The following is an 18,553-nucleotide window of genomic DNA, read 5'->3' on the forward strand; positions in this document are numbered from 1 at the left end:
TTACTCGCTCGCGCCTGTTTGGGCCATGTCCGTCACCAAGCCGATGTTGGAAAAGCCACCCGCGTTCAAATCGCCCATGATTTCCGCGACCGCATTCCACGAATTCGCGCCATCAGCGCGCAGGAAGATGCGGTCAGATGTGCGTTCCGCGGCAATGGCGGACAATTTCGCGATCAGTTCAGCGCGCGGCGTTTCCGTCGTCTGGATCAACGTGCGCCCATCCGCAGTGATTGTAACCGTCAGCGGTTCTTCGTCGTCGGACGGCAACGCGTTCGCGCTGGTTTCCGGCAATTCGACAGGAATACCCACGGTCATCAACGGGGCGGCCACCATAAAGATGATCAAAAGAACCAGCATCACATCCACAAACGGCGTGATATTGATCTCGGCCATCGGCTGGCCACGCGATGACCGGCGACGCCGTCTGCGGCCCCCGCCATCGTCTGATTTCATGACACCGGCACCCATATCAGGAATCCAACTGACGGCTTAGGATCGTCGCAAATTCGTCGGCGAAGGCTTCATAGCCAGCGGTGATCCGGTCGGCATCAGCACTGAGTTTGTTGTAGTAAATCACGGCAGGAATCGCGGCGAGAAGGCCAAGACCCGTTGCCAAAAGCGCCTCAGCAATACCGGGTGCCACAACGGCAAGGTTCGTTGTTTGGGCTTCAGCGATTTCGATGAACGCGTTCATGATCCCCCAAACGGTCCCGAACAGGCCAACAAAGGGGGCGGTCGATCCGGTCGTTGCAAGAACCGGCAGGCCCTTTGTCAGCTTTGCGGATTCTTTCGCAATCGCCACATCCATCGACCGGTCAATCCGCGCCTGTGCACCTGCGATCAGATTGCCGTCCTGCTTGTGCGACCTGCGCCATTCCAGCATGCCAGCGGCGAAAATCTTTTCGCTTTGACCACGCGGGTTTGCACCGATCTGATCAAAAAGCGTATCCAACGGTTCGCCCGACCAGAATGCGCGGTCAAAAACCTCCGCTTCGCGCCGCGCTTTGCGGTATTGAATGATCTTGTCCACGATCACAGCCCAGCACCACAATGATGCGGCGATCAACATGATCATAACCAATTTGACGGTAATCGTCGCGCGCGCAAACAGCGCCCACATTGTGAAGTCGTGTTCCATATACCTGCTCTGCCCTTAGGCCCGTTGTCGGGCTCTGTTGCAGATAGTGTTAGCGCATCGAGAAAACAAAATCCACGACGCAATTGATCACGAATTGTTGGCGTTTATGCCAATTGTGCGCGAAGTTCCGCCGGAAGACGCACCGGACGCCCTTCATTCGTCATACAAACGGCCGTGACGTCGGCCTTGAACAGACATTGATCGCCGCGCCAGACCGTTTGATCGAACACCCACCGCAGCGGCGATGTCGCCTTATGCGTGGTTTTGACGTCCAACCGGTCGCCAAGTTTCGCAGGCGCCAGATAATCGGCCACCACGCGAGTCACGACGAAGACGTATCCGTCGGTCTTTAACACGTTTTGGTCAACGCCCAATTCTTCAACGATTTCGGATCGGGCCCGTTCGATGAACTTGAGGTAGTTGGCATAGTAGACAACCCCGCCCATATCCGTGTCTTCGTAGTAGACTTTGACTGGCAAAACATGGGTCATTGCACCATCCCAATCCTGGCGGACAGGCGCAAAGCATGGGACGGATCATGCGCAACGGCTGGCATAACCGGATCGTAGACCGCGCGGATGACGTTTGCGATTTCCGGACGCAGAACTGTTTGGTCATTCACAACGGCCAAAGGCGATGTTTCACGAAACGCCTGATCGGACCATAAAACAATCGTCTGAACCGCCTGCGAAAGCGCCAACGTATCGGCCGACACCTGTTCAAGATGCGCGTCCATCCGCAGGAAAACAAAGGCCGCGCGAATAGCGCCAGCTTCGTCAAAGCGGAAAATCCGGTATTGATTGGCGTCCGCCGCCTTCAGGCGTTCCACCAGCGGCACCAAATCCGGCACCAGCTTTTCCAGATGCGGCACCTCTGGCATCTCGTCCCAATCGCGACAGAAGAACACCATCAGGTTTGCACCCAATTCCATGTCCGTTTCATCCATCTTGTGGTTGGCAAGCGTTACGACAGCTTCGATCGCGCCTTTGAAAACGGCAAGCGTCGCGTCATCCACACCAAACACCACTGGCACAATCGGACGCCCCCACCGCGCGCACAGATAGCTGTCATCAGCACGCGTAAACAACGCAGCAACTTGATCAGGTTCCATTTTCATCTGTCCTTAACAATTCTCGCCGGAGGGTCTTACGTTTCGATTTTTCCAGAAAAATCGCGCATCCCGCTACCCGAACATATCCGTCTGCCCTTTGGGCGCATCCAACCCCAAATGGCGCCACGCGGCCTGCGCCAACATACGCCCGCGCGGGGTTCGTTGGATCAACCCTTTTTGCAGCAGATATGGTTCGATCACGTCTTCTAAACTATCGCGGCTTTCGCTTAACGCCGCCGATAGGGTTTCGACACCCACGGGGCCACCGCCATAGCTTTCCGCAATCAATCGCAGATACCGACGGTCGGCGCTATCAAGGCCGAGGTTATCCACGCCAAGCCGTGTCAGCGCCATATCCGCGATTTCCTGCGTCACGGTTCCGTCGCCGTCCACAACTGCGAAATCGACAACACGGCGCAGTAGACGCCCCGCAATACGCGGCGTGCCCCGCGCTCGCTTCGCAATTTCCCGGGCACCTAGATCCGCCGCAGGTGCGCCCATCAGGCGAGCACCCCGCGTGACAATTTCATGCAGTTCATCTTCGGTGTAAAATTCGAGCCGCGTCGGAATCCCAAAACGATCCCGCAAAGGGGTCGTTAGCAGGCCCATCCGCGTTGTCGCGCCGACCAGCGTAAAGGGCTGCAATTCAATCCGCACTGTCCGCGCAGCTGGTCCTTCGCCAATCACGAGATCAAGCTCGAAATCTTCCAGTGCTGGATAAAGCACCTCTTCAACAGCAGGGTTGAGACGATGAATTTCGTCGATAAACAACACGTCGCGGGCTTCCAGATTGGTCAGGATCGCGGCCAGATCGCCCGCCTTGGCCAAAACAGGGCCAGAGGTCATGCGGAAGTTCACACCCAATTCACGCGCCATAATCTGCGCAAGCGTTGTCTTCCCAAGGCCCGGCGGCCCATGGAACAACGCGTGATCCATCGCTTCGCCGCGTTTTTTCGCGCTTTCGATAAATACCTTCAGGTTCGCGCGTGCATCGCGCTGGCCGATGAATTCATCAAGCGTTTGCGGACGCAACGCGCGATCCGCATCTTCGGGCTGGCGGTCAGGGCGTAATGTGGGGTCCGGTTCTTGCATGGACACCCTTTACTCCTTCGGGGCCAGCAGCTTCAAGGCGGCGCGGATCAATCCAGCCGTCTGTAGATCAGGTTCAGCGCCCAACGCCTCAGCGACCGCACTTGCCGCATCACCGGGCGCATAACCAAGATTGCCCAGCGCCGACAGCGCCTCTGGCTGCGCAGGATTTGCCTTTGGCGGCGCTGCCCGTTTCTTTTTCGGGGCCTCAATGGGTTCCAAAACCGCGTCGTCCAGATTTTCGGCCAAGGTGCCACCCATTGCCATCACTGACGGCGCTTTGTCCTTTAAATCAAGGATCACCTTTTGCGCGGTCTTCGGACCAACGCCCTTGGCCTTCGCAATCGCATTCCAGTCGCCCAGCGCAATCGCGCGACTGACACCTTCATCGCCCAACGTGCCCAAAATCGCCATCGACGCTTTTGCACCGATCCCTTGCACCGACATCAGCAGGCGGTGCCATTCCTTTTCTACCAACGACGTAAAGCCGAAAAGTTGCAAATTCGTTTCTTGGACCAACAAATCGGTGAACAGGGCCACCGCTTCGCCATTCGCGGGCAATCCGGCTTTCACGCGGTCCGACACATAGACAACATAGCCCACGCCGCGCACGTCGATCAGCACGTGGTCCGATCCGCGATAGTCGATAATCCCTGAAATCTTCCCGATCATGCTGTGGCCTTTGCAATCGCGCGTGACAAATGGTTCGCCGATTGTTGATGGTGTGCGTGACAAATGGCAATCGCCAATGCGTCGGCCGCATCGGGGCCAGCCAATTCGACCCCCGGCAATTGCAGGCGGACCATATGGTCAATCTGCGCCTTCGCAGCGTGGCCCACGCCAACAACGGCCTTTTTAACCGCGTTGGGGGCATATTCGCCAATCTCGAGCCCCGCTTTCGACGGAACCAACATCGCGATCCCGCGTGCTTGGCCCAGTTTCAGCGTGCCCACCGCGTCTTTGTTCACAAACGTCTGTTCAACGGCGGCAGTTTCTGGGCCGTAAGTATGAATAACGTCCGTCAATTGTTCGTAAAGCGACAACAACCGAAACCCCAAATCCTTGCCCGTCGAATGGGCAATTCCGTTGGCGACATGGGTCATACGGCTGCCAGCCACGTCGATAATCCCCCAGCCCATGTTCCGCAGCCCCGGATCAATCCCCAATACGCGCATCTGATTTCCTCATCCTGCTCGGCTTTTTGTTGTTTTTTCACCGATAGCACAAAAGGCGAACATATACCAAGCGGGAACTGAATTGACCAAATCCGACATGCATCATGTCGCAATTGCAGCATGGCCCATTTTGAAGGTCAGAATGCGCCATCAGACCGCCAAAAAACGACATCATCCGCTGCCCCATTTCGCCTTATTTCAAAGGGTAAAACGACGAAATCTCGGGTATTCTGAAAACGCATATGACCTATGCAATAAAAGTCCCTAGTCAGACTCGGATAAGACTCCTAAGTGCGGCTTATCAGACATCACCGCTGCAATGCAGCACCAGCTAAGGAGCATGGCCATGGCCGCTTTTGACACCACCCGCCCAGTCGCCGTCCTGAACGCAGGCCGCTTTTCTAACATCTTCGCCTCCGTAATAGGCACTTTGGCAACTTGGAACGACGCGCGTATCACACGCAAAGCGCTCTCCAAACTGTCAGCACGTGAACTCGAAGATATAGGCCTGACTTACGCTGATCTGGACACCATTTCGGCGATCACGCGCTAATTTCCCAACACTTGGGACAAGCAAAAAGGCCGGCTAGAGAAATCTAACCGGCCTTTCGTATGTGGGTGTTCAAAACAATGAACAGACTCGATACTGACGGCATGCGCCTGCCGACCAGAAATTACCCGATAAACTTGTTAAGCAGCTCTGAAATCGCCAACGTCATAGGATCGGCAAACATGGCAAGTCCCCCGACTTGCTCAAACACTGTCCCTTCGGACAGGGCCGAAATGCGTTGGTTAAAATCAGCTTCCCCCAGTGCGTAATGCACGTACCCCTTAAACACAAACACCGCAAAAGTGAGCAGAACTAAACCGCGCCACGGAAAACGGGGCGCGTAAAGTCGTGGCTTGGCAACAACCAAACCATCCGATTGCATCTTATGAACTACGCCCGCATTCGCCATGCGATTATTCGTGCGCACAATTTTGCGCAGGCGTTTCTCAAATGGTGCATTAACATAAGCCATTACGACCTCACTCAAACATAAATCCTACCCTAATGGGTATACTCGAAAATTGACGCTGAATTGTGGCAATAATGGGGCAAGGCCCTGATTTACGAAGGAATTAAGTCTTTTTGGTGAATGTAAGCGTCGTCCATTCAACAATCATATCGCGATGCAAAAGACTGTATCCATTTCCTTCATAAACGTTAACCACATCATCAGCTTGTTCGTTCAAAATACCGGACAGAATCACATGCCCACCTGCGATTGTCGCGTTTGCCATGTCGGCAGAAAGGCCGATTAGTGGCCCTTTTAAGATGTTGGCGAAGATCAAATCGAACGGGGCCGCGTCTTTCAGCACCGGGGTTTCGAATCCGGGGGCTGTGACACAGTTCACCTGACCGTCCAGCTTGTTCGCCCGCACGTTCACTTCGGCGACATCAACGGCGACCGGATCGATGTCCGTGGCGATCACAACTTCGGGCACGACGGTTGCCGCGGCCATTGCCAAAACGGCGGTCCCACACCCGATGTCCGCGACCTTGCCAGATGTGAACCCTGCGTTGACCAGTCGGTCGAACGCCCGCAGACAGCCCAATGTCGTGCCGTGGTGCCCCGTGCCAAAAGCCATCGCCGCTTCGATCAGCAATGGCGTACAATCATCAGGCACTTTGTCCGCGTCATGTGACCCGTAGACGAAGAACCGGCCTGCGACGACCGGTGCCAGTTCGCGCCGCACATGTGCAACCCAATCGGTGTCGGGAACTTCGGACACGACAAACGGCTTCACGTCATACATCGCGGTTAACACAGCCATGCCAGCGACATCAGGTTGGTCGTCGAAATAGGCCCCGACTTCCCATAGGCCGGACCCATCTTCGACCTCGAAAACGCCCACGCCAGTTGGTTCAGGCGTCAGTGCCTCAAGCGCGTCGCCCAGTTTCGTCGCAAGCTCTTCGCCCATCAGTGTCGTTAGTGCAGAATAAGTGGTCATATCAGGTGCCCTTTGCGGTTTGCCCTCCGGTATGCCGTGGCGACGGGCAGGTCAAAACAAAAAAGCCTTCCCCGCAGGGAAGGCTTGTGATCGCTTATCGTGTTTTGCTTAGACCGCGACACCAATTGGACAGGTCACGCCAGTGCCACCGATCCCACAATAGCCGTCCGGGTTCTTTGACAGATACTGCTGGTGATAATCCTCAGCAAAGTAGAATGTGGGTGCCGGCGTAATCTCTGTTGTGATCGCACCGAATCCTGCTTTTGACAGGCGCGGGGCAAAATCCGCCTTGCTGGCTTCTGCCGCTTCGGCCTGCGCATCGGTATAAGTGTAGATGCCTGACCGATATTGCGTGCCGCGATCATTACCTTGGCGCATCCCTTGGGTCGGATCATGGCCTTCCCAGAACACCTGCAACAACTGATCATACGAAATCACCGATGGATCATAGACGACGCGGACCACTTCGTTGTGGCCGGTTTTGCCGGAACACACTTCTTCGTAGGTCGCGTTTGGGGTGAACCCGCCTGCGTAGCCCACCATCGTCGACGTCACGCCATCCAGTTGCCAGAACATCCGCTCAACACCCCAGAAACAGCCCATGCCAAACATCGCAACCTCTTGGCCTTCTGGCACATCTGGTGTGATTGGCGTGCCAAAGACATGGTGCGCTTCAGCAGTCGGGATTGGCACCGCACGCCCCGGAAGGGCCGCATCAGCAGAGATCATTTCGGATTTGTCGCGGGTCATAAAGAACATGGCAATCTCCTGTTCGAGTTCGGGTAGTATATAGTGCGCGGCACGCGACCTTTCCAGCAGCACACACAAGGGCGTGAATTTTAGCTTAAGACGCCGTACGAAAATACGTTAAAAATCATTTAAAAACAACAGTTTCGCCGCGAAACCTAGGCAACGCGCGCCAAGGGTGTCTGCAACCGTGTCTCGTACCCCGGCACAGGATGGCGCGGGATCAACAATGCCAGCGCAAACGAAACGCTCGCCATGCAAGCCGCCAACACGAAAACCGCCGTTGGTGACGTCAGCCACAAATAGCCCAGCCCTGCAGGCAGAAACACCGCCGCGATATGGTTGATCGTGAAAGCGACGGCAGCTGTGGGGGCAATGTCTTGGGGATCCGCGATCTTTTGGAAATATGTCTTTAACGCCAAGGCGAGCGCGAAAAAGATATGATCCACAACGTAAAGCCCCGCCGCGACGATGACGCCCCAGCCAAAGTAGTAGACGCCGCCATAGGCCAAAAACACCACTATCAGTCCCGCATATTCGAACAATAGCGCACGGCGTTCGCCAAACACGCTGACCAAACGGCCCATCAACGGGGCAAAGACGATGTTGACCACAAGATTGATCAAATACAGTTGCGTGATCTCATGGACCTCTAGCCCGAAAAGCTCGACCATCATAAAGCCCGCGAAAACCACGAAAATTTGACGGCGCGCGCCCGACATGAACTGCAGCGCGTAATAAAGCCAGTAGCGGCGACGCAGGACGAAAGTCTTCAACTGCGGATGCGGGCTTTCGAATTGAGGATACGCGAAAAAGGCGAAAACCGCGACAAACGTAGTAAACCCGCCAGCGGCCATGTAAACAAAAGCGTAGCTTAGGTCGTAGGTCTTCCACGTGCCCACAATTAACAGATAGGCCACAAGCGTCGCACCCGACCCAGCTGCGGTCAGCCAGCCCAACATCTGGGGCGCGCGTTTGATGTCGATCCATTGCAATTGCAGGGATTGGTTCACCGTTTCAAAGTAATGGAATCCGATCGAAGACAGCATCGTGATCGTCAGAATCCCCGCCATCGACGGGAAATAGGCCGTGATCGTAGTCGCAACGCCCAGCATCACAAGGGCCACAATCCCCAACACCTGTTCGCGCATAAACATGATCAAAGCAATCACGCCAATCGCAAAGAAACCGGGAATTTCGCGGACTGTATGCAGCCAACCAATGTCAGAGCCGTCGAAGTTTGCGACCTCAATGACAAAATTGTTCAGCAAAGCAGACCATGTCGCAAACGCAACCGGCAGCGCCATAGCGAACAGAAATAGCAGCGTCACAGGCCGCTGCCAGAATGGCAGGTGCCGGGCATCTTCAAGGCGGACGATATTCATGAGGCAGGCTTACGCCCCTTATACGGGATTGGAAAGCGCGGCTTACGCGTCAGTAAAAGCTTTGCGGATCGATATCGATGGCCATCCGCAATTCGCCGCGCAGCTTGAACTGACCGGCCCATTGCGCCAACGCTTGTTGAAGCGGCGCTGACTTTTCTGCTTTGACCAATAACCGAACGCGGTGCCGTCCGCGTACCCGTGCGATAGGTGCTGGTGCGGGACCAAAAACCTGTGCGCCAATCCGGCGCAATGGCCCGTCTTGGCGTGCCATCGCGTTGCCCAGATCGAACACCTCTTCCGCCGTCGTTCCGCTAAGGATGATCCCCGCCATGCGACCATAGGGCGGCACGCCAGCGTCTTTGCGTTCATGCGCCTCGGCCGCCCAGAATGCTTCTTCGTCGCCTGCCAAAATCGCGCGGATCACGCCGTGTTCGGGCTGATAAGTTTGCAGCAACGCCTCACCGGGGGTTTCGGCCCGTCCGGCACGCCCCGCAACCTGTCGCATCAGTTGGAACGTACGTTCGGCGGCACGCAGATCAGAGCCTTGCAATCCAAGATCCGCATCAATGACCCCCACAAGCGTAAGCTTTGGAAAGTTATGGCCTTTTGCCACCAGTTGCGTCCCGATGATGATGTCGGTGCCGCCCTGCGCGATTTCTTCGATATGCGCCTTCATAGCGCGGGCAGAGCCGTATAGATCGGACGACAGAACAGCGACGCGGGCATCCGGAAACAGGTCCGTAATTTCTTCGCCCATGCGTTCAACACCGGGGCCAACGGCGCTGAGTTTATCCTCAGCTTCGCAATGCGGACAGACGTTTGGCATCGGTTTGGTTTCACCACATTGGTGGCACATCAAGCGCTTGAGAAAGCGGTGTTCGACCATCCGCGCATCGCAATGATCACAGCCAATTTGATGCCCACAAGCACGGCACAGCGTGATTGGCGCGTAACCACGACGGTTCAGGAAAACGAGCGATTGTTCCCCTTTTTCAATGCGTTGCGCAATGGCTTGGCGCAGCGATGGGGACACCCATTTGCCGCCCGGCAGGTCTTCGACACGCATGTCGATAGCCGACATTTTCGGCATGATTGCCGGACCGTAACGCGATTTTAACTCGAGCCGTTTATATTTTCCCTGATCCGCATTCGCCCAGCTTTCCAGACTTGGTGTGGCCGACGCCAAGACAACCTGCGCCCCGTTAATCGCCGCCCGCAAAACGGTCATATCGCGGGCATTATAAAGGACACCATCCTCTTGTTTGTATGACGTATCATGTTCCTCATCGACGACGATGAGACCCAGATTTTGGAACGGCAGGAACAACGCGGATCGCGCACCCACGATCAGCTGTGCGTCCCCCTGCCCGACCATCCGCCAACAGCGGCGGCGTTCGGTCATCGTCACGCCGGAATGCCATTCGGCTGGTTTCATGCCGAACCGCGCTTCGACCCTGTTAATGAATTCGCCAGATAGCGCGATTTCCGGCAGCAACACCAACGCCTGACGCCCCATGCGCAGACATTCGGCAACCGCTTCGAGGTAGACTTCGGTTTTGCCGGAACCCGTCACGCCCTTTAGTAGCGTCGTCCCATACTTGTCGCTGCGCAGATCGGCGCGTAACGCATCCGCGCCCGCCGCCTGATCGGGGCTGAGTTCTTTGCCGCCGTAGTCCGGATCAAGTATCGGATAGGGCATGTCACGAGGGGCGTCGACTTCGGCGACCGCCCCCAATTTCACCAGTCCTTTCACCACAGAGGACCCAACACCCGCCATGGCGGCCAGTTCTTTTAGGGTAAACGACAGGCCACCATAATCGCGCAGCACCTCTAGTACCTTGGTGCGGGCCGCCGTCACGCGGTCGGGTTCTTGGTCGCCAAGACGGTAGACTTTACGCATCGACGGGGCATCACCCAATCCCGGTGCGCGGGTCGCGAGGCGTAGCATCGCGTGCAGCGGTGTCAGCGTGTAGTCGGCGGCGCGCGTCAGGAATTGCCGCATCTCGTCACGCATGGGCGCGACATCCAGCACCCGAATGACCGACCTTACCTTGTTGTAATCAAAGTCACCCTTGCCCGGTCCCCAGACAACACCCAGCACTTTGCGCGGCCCCAACGGGACTTCAACGAATGCACCAAGGTGACAGCCACCTTCGGTCGCCTTGTAATCAAGGAACCTGTCCAGCGGCTGGGCCGTCAAAACGGCGACCAATTCACCTTCGTGGAAGAATTCTTGGCTCAAGCGTGATCCCCTTCGGGCGATTGGCAGTTGCGGTATGGGCTTTTCGCCCTGTCCGTTCTGAGGTAAACGCTGGCGCAACAAACGCCAACCCATTCCCCGGAGGGATTACAGATGAAGTTTTTCGTAGATACGGCTGAAATTGACGAGATCAAGGAACTGCACGCCCTTGGCATGGTTGACGGCGTGACAACCAACCCGTCCCTGATCGCCAAATCAGGTCGCGACATTCTGGAAGTCACGAAAGAAATTTGTGACATCGTATCTGGTCCTGTGTCCGCCGAAGTGGTCGCATTGGACGCGGAAACCATGCTGGCCGAGGGCCGCAAGTTGGCTAAAATCGCTGACAACATCGCCGTAAAGGTGCCACTGACATGGGCCGGTTTGCAAACCTGCAAGGCGCTGTCCGACGAAGGCACGATGGTTAACGTGACGCTGTGCTTCTCTGCCAACCAAGCGCTTTTGGCCGCCAAAGCCGGTGCGACATTCATTAGCCCATTCATCGGCCGCTTGGATGACATCAACTTAGACGGTCTCGAATTGATCGAAGATATTCGGACAATTTACGACAACTACGGCTTCGACACACAGATTCTTGCCGCCTCTATCCGGTCGGCGAACCACATGTCCGAATGCGCGAAAATTGGTGCGGATGTCTGCACTGCGCCTCCTAAAGTGATCAAAGCGATGGCAAACCACGTTCTGACCGACAAAGGATTGGCCGGTTTCATGGCCGATATCGAAAAAGCAGGTATCACAATCCTTTAAGAAAACGCCGATTTATGGTAAACGAATGGCGGCCTAAGGGTCGCCATTTTCGTTTTATCGGGGCCAAGTTGGTGTCAGCGCACATCTATCTTTATCGTCATGCTGCTGTCGATTTTGACAATACGGAACGCGTTGCGTTTCGTGACTTTCGCGCCTTGGTTGATGCATATAACGCGGCCCCTTTGGTCGCGTTCCTACCGACGCAACCGACTCCGCGTTGCGATTACATTTTCACCAGCAGCCTCAGACGCAGCCCCGATACGGCGATGGAAGTCTTTGGATTTATGGATGTGAACGACCCGGTTTTCCGTGAAGCCGAATTACCTGACCTTCCGGCGCTTCCGTTTCGTGCGAAACCCAAAACCTTGTTTGCGATCTCTCGTGTTCTTTGGTTTCTTGGTCGTCGCAAGAATTGCGAAAGCCGCGACCGGTTTTTTGCACGTGTCGACCGTGCCGCAAAACTGATGGTCAGGGCGACCGGCGATCATCCCTGTGTTGCGCTGATTGGTCATGGCGTTCTGAACCATTTTATGTCCCGCGCTTTGCGCAAACATAATTTCCGCTCGGACAAGCCTCTATCCCGACGCTATGGTCACTATACCTTATTTGCCAGCGTGTAGCTGCGTATGTTGCACCGATACCCCGCTTTGTGCCGCAGTGCGAAAAAACTATCCCAAGGCATCTTCGCTCTGCTATGTCTAAAAGAAAATAATACCGTAGCGAGCAGGTTCTAATGACAAGCATTCCCCTGATGGACGCGGATATCCGCGCCAAAATTATTTCCGATCCTGAAGCATTGCTTGAGGACAAAGACATCATGAGCGCCCTCGTGGCCGCTAACGAACAGACCATGGGCGGCAATATTGTCGATCTGCGCGGTATTGCGATGGAACGTCTTGAGGCCCGTTTGGATCGTCTTGAGGACACCCACCGTTCAGTGATCGCCGCCGCATACGAAAACCTGGCTGGCACAAACCAAATCCACCGTGCAGTTCTGCGGATGATGGATGCCACTGAATTCGAAGCCTTTTTGCAGGATTTGTCCGGTGACGTTGCCGATACACTGCGTGTTGATGTAATGCGTCTGGTGTTGGAAAGCGAAGATGCCGAACCGAACGCCGCGGTCGCCAAGGTTGGCGAAGTTTTGCAGGTCGTGCCAGTTGGTGAGATTGACGAATATATCACCCATGGCCGCAACATGTCCGTGCGCCAAGTGACCCTGCGCCAAGTGACGGCAGACGACACCAGCTTGTTTGGCGACAAAGCCAGCTACATCCGTTCAGAAGCCTGTTTGAAACTTGATTTTGGTCCGAACCGCCTGCCCGGTATGTTGGTGATGGGATCAGAAGATCCACATCAGTTCACCCCGCAGCAGGGCACAGATTTGCTGACATTCTTCGGTGGCGTATTCGAACGCGCGATGCGCCGGTGGCTGGCCTGATTTCGCCAGCGCTGTCACATGCGCTTGCGGCGTGGTTGGACCACTGCCGCGCGTTGAACGATGCCGCCGACAATACGCTCAAAGCCTATCAAACAGACGTGATGGGTTTTCTGGCCTTCATGACGCAACACAACTGCGAGGCCCAAGGCCTTGGGCCAATTGCGAAGATCAGCGTCACCGATATGCGGGCGTGGATGGCGCATGAACGCAGCCGCGGTGTGGGTGCAAGATCACTGGCGCGTGCGCTATCGGCCGTCAAAACCTTCTATCGGTGGCTTGCGGAACGCGAGGGTTTTGAACCGACAGCTGTGCTATCCACCCGAAGCCCGAAATTCACCAAGAAACTGCCGCGTCCTTTGGCGATTGATGCCGCCTCTGCGATGATCGACACCGTCGAATTGCAGGCCAAAGACAGCTGGGTGGCAGCGCGCGACATGGCCGTTGTGACGCTGATGTACGGGTGCGGATTACGGATTTCCGAAGCCTTGGGCCTGACAGGTGCGTCGGTCCCACTGCCGGATACTTTGATGATCAAAGGCAAAGGCGGCAAGGAACGCATCGTGCCCGTGATTGATGCGGCGAAGGACGCAGTCGAAACCTACCTGCGTTTGTCGCCTCACCCGATTGAACCAAACGGCCCGTTGTTTCGTGGCACCCGTGGTGGCGCGCTTAATCCGCGTATCGTCCAAAAGGTTATGGAAAGGGCACGTCTTCAATTGGGTTTACCCGCAAGTGCGACGCCCCACGCGATGCGCCATAGCTTTGCGACCCATTTACTTACTGCGGGTGGCGATTTGCGGGCTATTCAGGAACTGCTGGGCCACGCAAGCCTGTCGACTACCCAAGCCTACACTGCCGTCGATACAGCCCATCTAATGGACGTCTACAACCGCGCCCACCCGAAAGCCTGATACCCCTTCTTTTGGCCTTAAATATCTCGGGGGTATGGGGGCTGGCCCCCATGCAAACGCGCTGCACAGGAACTGACCATCTTGTTGTTCCTTCTGCGGTCTTATTGTTGCCCCGACACGGAATTTCCTGCATGAACGCGGGATGACACTTTCACAAAAAGCTTTGGGCGTTCATTTACTGACGGCCTCCGGTGCGGTTTTCGCGATGCTTGCGATGCTCGCCGCTGTTGAACTGGACTGGTCCATGATGTTCGTGTGGCTCGTCGTAGCCTTTTTCGTGGACGGGATCGATGGTCCGCTAGCCCGCAAATACGACGTGAAGACCAACGCGCCGATCTTTGACGGCGTCTTGTTGGATCTGATCATCGATTATCTGACTTATGTGTTTGTGCCCGCCTACGCGCTGTTCAAATCGGGGCTGTTACCGGGTTGGACCGGTTGGGTGGCGATCATTGTCATCACATTTGCATCGGCCCTTTATTTTGCCGACACGCGCATGAAAACAAAAGATTATTCCTTTTCCGGCTTCCCCGGATGCTGGAACATGGTGGTGCTTGTTCTGTTTGCGATCCAGCCCAATTTCTACGTGAGCCTCGTGCTGGTGGCCGTGTTAGCCGCCGCCATGTTTTTCCCGATCAAGTTTGTTCATCCAGTCCGTACCGCACGTTGGCGTATGGTTACCCTGCCTGTGGCGATCGCGTGGACGGTGTTTGCAGGCTGGGCTGCATGGGTCAATTTCGACCCAGCGTCTTTGGCGCATTATGGTCTGATGCTGACGTCGATTTATCTGCTTGGCGCTGGTGCCATGCAGCAGGTGATCCACGGTAAAGACGGCTGAAGACAGCCGAGGTTTTGCTGCGATCGATACGTGGCCTTTGCTACAAAAGAAGCGAACCGGCGCCTTCAAGTTGCAACAGTTTCACCTTAGTCTCGACCCCGCCTGCCCCTGAATACCCGCCAAGACCTGTCGACGACAGAACGCGGTGGCATGGGATCAGGATAGCGATCGGGTTCGCCCCGCAGGCTTGGCCGATGGCCTGTGCCGGACGGTTAAGCTGTTTGGCAAGGTCGCCATAGGTCCGCGTTTCACCGTATGGGATGTCGCAAAGCGCTTTTCCGAATATCTTTTGGAAGTCAGAGACCTGCGGCGCAAAGGGTAGATCGAAATCCTGCCGTTTGCCGTCAAAATATTCGCTAAGTTGGTCCAATGCTGCATCGAGCACCGGATGATCGTCATCGCGCAATGGTTTCACCCAATCAAGCGCGACAACAGCGTCGTTTTCCACGACAATAGTCAGCGGGCCGACCGGCGATTGCATGCCGGCCCGCAGTTGGTTTGCTTTACGCAAGAGCCGCGTCGCAGCGTCCGCAGACACCTGCGTGGCTGTGCGTGCCCACGTCTGGCAGGATTTTCCAGCAGCGTTGGCATTTGTCGCCGTCCGCCCGTGCGAACACGACTGCGACGTCCGCGACATCGTCATTTGTGAACGCATCCGCTGGGGCCGCGTCGATGCTGACGGTAATGCCGGACGTGATGCACAGATCGTCAAAGGTTACTGTTTCTAGTACTCTAGCAACATCTGCGGTCACATAGACGGTCGGCGCTGCCTCGAGCGATGCGCCGATGACTTTGTTGGTCCGTTCGACCTCTAGCGCGCCGGTCACAACGCGGCGCACTTGGCGCACGGTTGCCCATTTTTCAGCAAGTGCCGCGTCGCGCCACGCCATTGGTGTTTCCGGCATGTCGGTTAGGTGGATCGAGACGTCGTCGCCTTTGTGACGTTCCAGCCAGACTTCTTCCATCGTGAAGACAAGGATGGGTGCCAGCCACGTTGTCAGGCGGTGGAACAGGATGTCGAGCACGGTGCGTGATGCACGGCGGCGTGCGGTGTCGCCGTCGCAATACAACGCGTCTTTGCGGACGTCGAAGTAAAACGCGGACAGTTCGACCGTTGCGAAGGCGAAGACCGCTTGGAAAACCCCTTGGAAATCGTAGGCAGCGTAGCCCTTGCGCACGGTCTCATCCAGTTCGGACAGGCGGTGCAGCACCCAGCGTTCCAGTTCTGGCATATCCGCCGGTTCAACCCGATCCGCGTCAGTGAAATCGTTGAGCGATCCGAGCAAGAAGCGCATCGTGTTGCGCAAGCGGCGGTAGCTGTCGGACACCCCTTTCAGGATTTCATCACCGATCCGTTGGTCGTTTTCGTAATCGACCTGCGCCACCCAAAGACGCAGGATATCCGCGCCATATTGGTCGGCTACGGTTTTGGGTGCGATGATGTTGCCCAAGGATTTCGACATCTTCATGCCTTTGGAATCCAAGGTAAATCCGCAGGTCATCACGCCGCGATATGGCGCACGGCCAATCGTTCCGCAGCCTTGCAAGAGCGACGAATGGAACCAGCCACGGTGTTGGTCTGTGCCTTCGAGATACAGATCAGCAAGCCCGTCTTCGGACCCGTCTTCGCGGTCGCGCAGGGTGAAGGCGTGGGTTGAACCGGAATCGAACCACACGTCGAGCACGTCCATGACCTGATTGTAGTCGTCAGGATTCACGATGCCGTCCAGGAACCGTTCTTTCGCCCCGTCCATGTACCACGCGTCCGCGCCTTCATCTTCGAATGCGGCGGTGATGCGGCTGTTCACCTCGTCGCTGCGTAACAAGAAATCAGCGTCGGTCGGCAGCGCACCCTTTTTGGTGAAGCACGTCAGCGGCACACCCCATGCGCGTTGCCGCGACAGCACCCAGTCGGGACGATCAGAGATCATCGCGTGCAGACGGTTGCGCCCTTTTGGCGGTGTCCATGTCACCAGTTCGTCGATGGACCGCAACGCGCGTTCGCGGATCGTGGTGCCGTATGTGTCCTGACCGTCGCCAACCGCTTTATCCACGGCCGCGAACCATTGCGGCGTGTTGCGGTAGATGATTGGCGCTTTGGATCGCCATGAATGCGGGTAGCTATGTTTGATTTTGCCACGCGCGAGCAGACCGCCAACGGCTGCCAGTTTCGAGATGACAGCGCCGTTTGCGTCGCCTTCCCAATCGCCCTTTTTGGCCTTGGCGCGCAGGATGCGTTTGCCGCCGAAGAAAGGCAGATCTTCGCGGAAAGACCCGTCGTCCATCACGTTGTAGGTGATCATCTGCTCAAGCATACCAAGGTCGCGGTAGAGTTCGAATTCCTCCATCCCGTGCGATGGTGCACAATGGACAAAACCGGTGCCTTCTTCGTCGGTCACAAAGTCGGCGGCACGGAAATCGCGTGGTTGATCCCATTCGCCATTGCCGCCTTCGACGCCGTTCAGCGGGTGGCGCAGGGAAATCGTTTCAAGCTCTGCCGCATCAACGGACCGGATGCGCCGCCACATATTTTCTTCCAGCCGTGCTTTGCTCAGCACGCCATCGGCCAATTTGTCGGCGAGGATGAACTTTTCGCCGATGGTGCACCAGCTTTCCTCGGGCGTGCCGATGACCTCGTAAAGGCCGTAGGCGTAGTCCGCGCCGTAGACGACCGCCTTGTTTGACGGGATCGTCCAAGGCGTGGTGGTCCAGATCACAACGCTGGTGTTCAGCAAATCCTCAGCGAGGTTCTGTTGCATGCCTTCGAAATCGCCCGCTTCGTCCAGCAGCGCCATATCGACGCCTTCGCCTTTGGCGCGGACGGCGAACTTCACCCAGATCGCGTGGCTTTCTTTGTCGTGGTATTCGACTTCGGCTTCGGCGAGCGCTGTTTGTTCAACAGGCGACCACATGACGGGTTTGGAGCCTTGGTACAGCGTTCCGTTCATCAGGAATTTCTGGAATTCCTCCGCGATCACCCGCTCGGCGTGGAAATCCATCGTCAGGTATGGGTTTTCCCATTTGCCGGTGACGCCCAAGCGTTTGAATTCTTCGCGCTGGATGTCGACCCAACCCGCAGCAAAATCGCGGCATTCTTGGCGGAATTCAACGACAGGTACATCGTCCTTGTCGCGGCCTTTTTCGCGGTATTTTTCTTCGATCTTCCATTCGATCGGCAGGCCGTGGCAATCCCAACCGGGGATATAACGTGCGTCTTTGCCCATCATCTGCTGGGACCGCACCACAAAATCCTTGAGGATTTTGTTCAGCGCGTGACCGATGTGCAGGTGACCGTTCGCATACGGCGGGCCGTCGTGCAGGGTGAATGGTTCGCGTGTTTCCACCTTCGCTTTGTCGCGCAGGCGGTCGTAAACGCCGATGGTGTTCCAGCGATCAAGCCATTCTGGTTCACGCTTTGGCAGACCAGCCCGCATCGGGAAGTCGGTTTTGGGCAGGTTCAGGGTCGATTTGTATTCAGGGGTGTCGGCGCACATGGGTGGCGTCCTTTGGGTCATATCACGTCATAGGGAAAGGGCGGCGCGCGCTCGCAACACCTGAAGCCCGGCTCGTCTGGTGGTCAGACAGCCGGGTGAATAATTCGTATCTGGATCATCATGTGATGTCTCATAAAGCGGCTTATAAGGCGCTGTCCAGCGCGGGTAAAGAGGCGGCGTTGCCCCATGGTTTGCGCGGATTTATGCGGTTAGTGTGCCCGA

At 56.3% G+C, this 18,553-nt stretch carries 20 protein-coding genes; 6 read left to right on the forward strand and 14 right to left on the reverse strand.

Annotated elements, in window-relative coordinates:
* From MWU61_RS06425 to ruvC, 7 genes are all read right to left on the reverse strand, one after another.
* The gene (locus MWU61_RS06425) at nt 1-468 is read right to left on the reverse strand and encodes an ExbD/TolR family protein (RefSeq protein WP_247127462.1); all 468 of its coding nucleotides are present in this window, start codon (nt 466-468) and stop codon (nt 1-3) included.
* Between the two features lies 1 nt (nt 469).
* Entirely contained in the window at nt 470-1,138 is a 669-nt protein-coding gene (tolQ, locus tag MWU61_RS06430) for a protein TolQ (protein WP_247127463.1), read from the reverse strand.
* Between the two features lie 104 nt (nt 1,139-1,242).
* Nucleotides 1,243-1,629 carry a tol-pal system-associated acyl-CoA thioesterase gene (gene ybgC / locus MWU61_RS06435; RefSeq protein ID WP_247127464.1) on the reverse strand — a complete coding sequence of 129 codons (387 nt, stop codon included), beginning with the start codon at nt 1,627-1,629 and terminating at the stop codon, nt 1,243-1,245.
* Nucleotides 1,626-2,249 (reverse strand): hypothetical protein, encoded by a 624-nt coding sequence (locus MWU61_RS06440; protein ID WP_247127465.1) that lies wholly within the window; start codon nt 2,247-2,249, stop codon nt 1,626-1,628. Before MWU61_RS06440 ends, ybgC begins: the two co-directional genes overlap by 4 nt.
* A gap of 72 nt (nt 2,250-2,321) precedes the next feature.
* On the reverse strand, nt 2,322-3,341 hold the full coding sequence (gene ruvB, locus MWU61_RS06445) for a Holliday junction branch migration DNA helicase RuvB (RefSeq protein ID WP_247127466.1): 1,020 nt from the start codon (nt 3,339-3,341) through the stop codon (nt 2,322-2,324).
* 9 nt (nt 3,342-3,350) lie between these two features.
* Nucleotides 3,351-4,010 carry a Holliday junction branch migration protein RuvA gene (gene ruvA / locus MWU61_RS06450; RefSeq protein WP_247127467.1) on the reverse strand — a complete coding sequence of 220 codons (660 nt, stop codon included), beginning with the start codon at nt 4,008-4,010 and terminating at the stop codon, nt 3,351-3,353.
* Nucleotides 4,007-4,513: a crossover junction endodeoxyribonuclease RuvC gene (gene ruvC, locus MWU61_RS06455; RefSeq protein WP_247127468.1), complete on the reverse strand. Its 507-nt coding sequence runs from the start codon at nt 4,511-4,513 to the stop codon at nt 4,007-4,009. The genes ruvA and ruvC overlap by 4 nt, the downstream gene beginning before the upstream one ends.
* A 346-nt stretch (nt 4,514-4,859) precedes the next feature.
* Here ruvC and MWU61_RS06460 point away from each other — a divergent pair, with 346 nt between their 5' ends.
* Entirely contained in the window at nt 4,860-5,066 is a 207-nt protein-coding gene (locus MWU61_RS06460) for a DUF1127 domain-containing protein (RefSeq protein WP_247127469.1), read from the forward strand.
* 121 nt (nt 5,067-5,187) lie between these two features.
* Here MWU61_RS06460 and MWU61_RS06465 read toward each other — a convergent pair whose 3' ends face one another.
* The 5 genes from MWU61_RS06465 to MWU61_RS06485 form a co-directional block, all read right to left on the reverse strand.
* Entirely contained in the window at nt 5,188-5,535 is a 348-nt protein-coding gene (locus MWU61_RS06465; RefSeq protein ID WP_247127470.1) for a hypothetical protein, read from the reverse strand.
* Nucleotides 5,536-5,635: 100 nt separating this feature from the next.
* On the reverse strand, nt 5,636-6,508 hold the full coding sequence (locus tag MWU61_RS06470) for a 50S ribosomal protein L11 methyltransferase (RefSeq protein WP_247127471.1): 873 nt from the start codon (nt 6,506-6,508) through the stop codon (nt 5,636-5,638).
* A 108-nt stretch (nt 6,509-6,616) separates the two neighbouring features.
* Nucleotides 6,617-7,267, reverse strand: coding sequence for a peptide-methionine (S)-S-oxide reductase MsrA (msrA, locus tag MWU61_RS06475; protein WP_247127472.1), 651 nt, complete (start codon nt 7,265-7,267; stop codon nt 6,617-6,619).
* Nucleotides 7,268-7,413: 146 nt separating this feature from the next.
* Complete coding sequence (locus MWU61_RS06480; RefSeq protein WP_247127473.1) at nt 7,414-8,640, reverse strand: MFS transporter; 1,227 nt, start codon at nt 8,638-8,640, stop codon at nt 7,414-7,416.
* 49 nt (nt 8,641-8,689) lie between these two features.
* Nucleotides 8,690-10,882, reverse strand: coding sequence for a primosomal protein N' (locus MWU61_RS06485; protein ID WP_247127474.1), 2,193 nt, complete (start codon nt 10,880-10,882; stop codon nt 8,690-8,692).
* Between the two features lie 111 nt (nt 10,883-10,993).
* Here MWU61_RS06485 and fsa point away from each other — a divergent pair, with 111 nt between their 5' ends.
* The 5 genes from fsa (at nt 10,994) to MWU61_RS06510 (ending at nt 14,837) form a co-directional block, all read left to right on the forward strand.
* Entirely contained in the window at nt 10,994-11,647 is a 654-nt protein-coding gene (gene fsa, locus MWU61_RS06490) for a fructose-6-phosphate aldolase (RefSeq protein WP_247127475.1), read from the forward strand.
* 71 nt (nt 11,648-11,718) lie between these two features.
* Entirely contained in the window at nt 11,719-12,267 is a 549-nt protein-coding gene (locus tag MWU61_RS06495) for a histidine phosphatase family protein (protein ID WP_247127476.1), read from the forward strand.
* 113 nt (nt 12,268-12,380) lie between these two features.
* Nucleotides 12,381-13,088 (forward strand): DUF484 family protein, encoded by a 708-nt coding sequence (locus tag MWU61_RS06500; RefSeq protein ID WP_247127477.1) that lies wholly within the window; start codon nt 12,381-12,383, stop codon nt 13,086-13,088.
* Nucleotides 13,085-13,999, forward strand: coding sequence for a tyrosine recombinase XerC (locus tag MWU61_RS06505; RefSeq protein WP_247127741.1), 915 nt, complete (start codon nt 13,085-13,087; stop codon nt 13,997-13,999). The genes MWU61_RS06500 and MWU61_RS06505 overlap by 4 nt, the downstream gene beginning before the upstream one ends.
* A gap of 142 nt (nt 14,000-14,141) precedes the next feature.
* Nucleotides 14,142-14,837: a CDP-alcohol phosphatidyltransferase family protein gene (locus MWU61_RS06510; RefSeq protein WP_247127478.1), complete on the forward strand. Its 696-nt coding sequence runs from the start codon at nt 14,142-14,144 to the stop codon at nt 14,835-14,837.
* A 40-nt stretch (nt 14,838-14,877) separates the two neighbouring features.
* On the opposite strand, the gene MWU61_RS06515 is transcribed toward MWU61_RS06510, so the two are convergent.
* Both MWU61_RS06515 and ileS read right to left on the reverse strand, forming a co-directional pair.
* The gene (locus MWU61_RS06515) at nt 14,878-15,318 is read right to left on the reverse strand and encodes a methylated-DNA--[protein]-cysteine S-methyltransferase (RefSeq protein ID WP_247127479.1); all 441 of its coding nucleotides are present in this window, start codon (nt 15,316-15,318) and stop codon (nt 14,878-14,880) included.
* A gap of 22 nt (nt 15,319-15,340) precedes the next feature.
* Complete coding sequence (ileS, locus tag MWU61_RS06520; protein WP_247127480.1) at nt 15,341-18,331, reverse strand: isoleucine--tRNA ligase; 2,991 nt, start codon at nt 18,329-18,331, stop codon at nt 15,341-15,343.
* Nucleotides 18,332-18,553 lie beyond the last annotated feature (222 nt).

Origin of the sequence: Loktanella sp. F6476L (genome assembly GCF_023015725.1) — a bacterium.
Lineage (GTDB): Bacteria > Pseudomonadota > Alphaproteobacteria > Rhodobacterales > Rhodobacteraceae > Yoonia.

Coding starts and splice junctions, on each gene's coding strand:
- MWU61_RS06425 (WP_247127462.1), bottom strand. CDS start 468: ATGGGTGCCGGTGTCATGAAATCAGACGATGGCGGGGGCCGCAGACGG.
- tolQ (WP_247127463.1), bottom strand. CDS start 1,138: ATGGAACACGACTTCACAATGTGGGCGCTGTTTGCGCGCGCGACGATT.
- ybgC (WP_247127464.1), bottom strand. CDS start 1,629: ATGACCCATGTTTTGCCAGTCAAAGTCTACTACGAAGACACGGATATG.
- MWU61_RS06440 (WP_247127465.1), bottom strand. CDS start 2,249: ATGGAACCTGATCAAGTTGCTGCGTTGTTTACGCGTGCTGATGACAGC.
- ruvB (WP_247127466.1), bottom strand. CDS start 3,341: ATGCAAGAACCGGACCCCACATTACGCCCTGACCGCCAGCCCGAAGAT.
- ruvA (WP_247127467.1), bottom strand. CDS start 4,010: ATGATCGGGAAGATTTCAGGGATTATCGACTATCGCGGATCGGACCAC.
- ruvC (WP_247127468.1), bottom strand. CDS start 4,513: ATGCGCGTATTGGGGATTGATCCGGGGCTGCGGAACATGGGCTGGGGG.
- MWU61_RS06460 (WP_247127469.1), top strand. CDS start 4,860: ATGGCCGCTTTTGACACCACCCGCCCAGTCGCCGTCCTGAACGCAGGC.
- MWU61_RS06465 (WP_247127470.1), bottom strand. CDS start 5,535: ATGGCTTATGTTAATGCACCATTTGAGAAACGCCTGCGCAAAATTGTG.
- MWU61_RS06470 (WP_247127471.1), bottom strand. CDS start 6,508: ATGACCACTTATTCTGCACTAACGACACTGATGGGCGAAGAGCTTGCG.
- msrA (WP_247127472.1), bottom strand. CDS start 7,267: ATGTTCTTTATGACCCGCGACAAATCCGAAATGATCTCTGCTGATGCG.
- MWU61_RS06480 (WP_247127473.1), bottom strand. CDS start 8,640: ATGAATATCGTCCGCCTTGAAGATGCCCGGCACCTGCCATTCTGGCAG.
- fsa (WP_247127475.1), top strand. CDS start 10,994: ATGAAGTTTTTCGTAGATACGGCTGAAATTGACGAGATCAAGGAACTG.
- MWU61_RS06500 (WP_247127477.1), top strand. CDS start 12,381: ATGACAAGCATTCCCCTGATGGACGCGGATATCCGCGCCAAAATTATT.
- MWU61_RS06510 (WP_247127478.1), top strand. CDS start 14,142: ATGACACTTTCACAAAAAGCTTTGGGCGTTCATTTACTGACGGCCTCC.
- MWU61_RS06515 (WP_247127479.1), bottom strand. CDS start 15,318: ATGCAATCGCCGGTCGGCCCGCTGACTATTGTCGTGGAAAACGACGCT.
- ileS (WP_247127480.1), bottom strand. CDS start 18,331: ATGTGCGCCGACACCCCTGAATACAAATCGACCCTGAACCTGCCCAAA.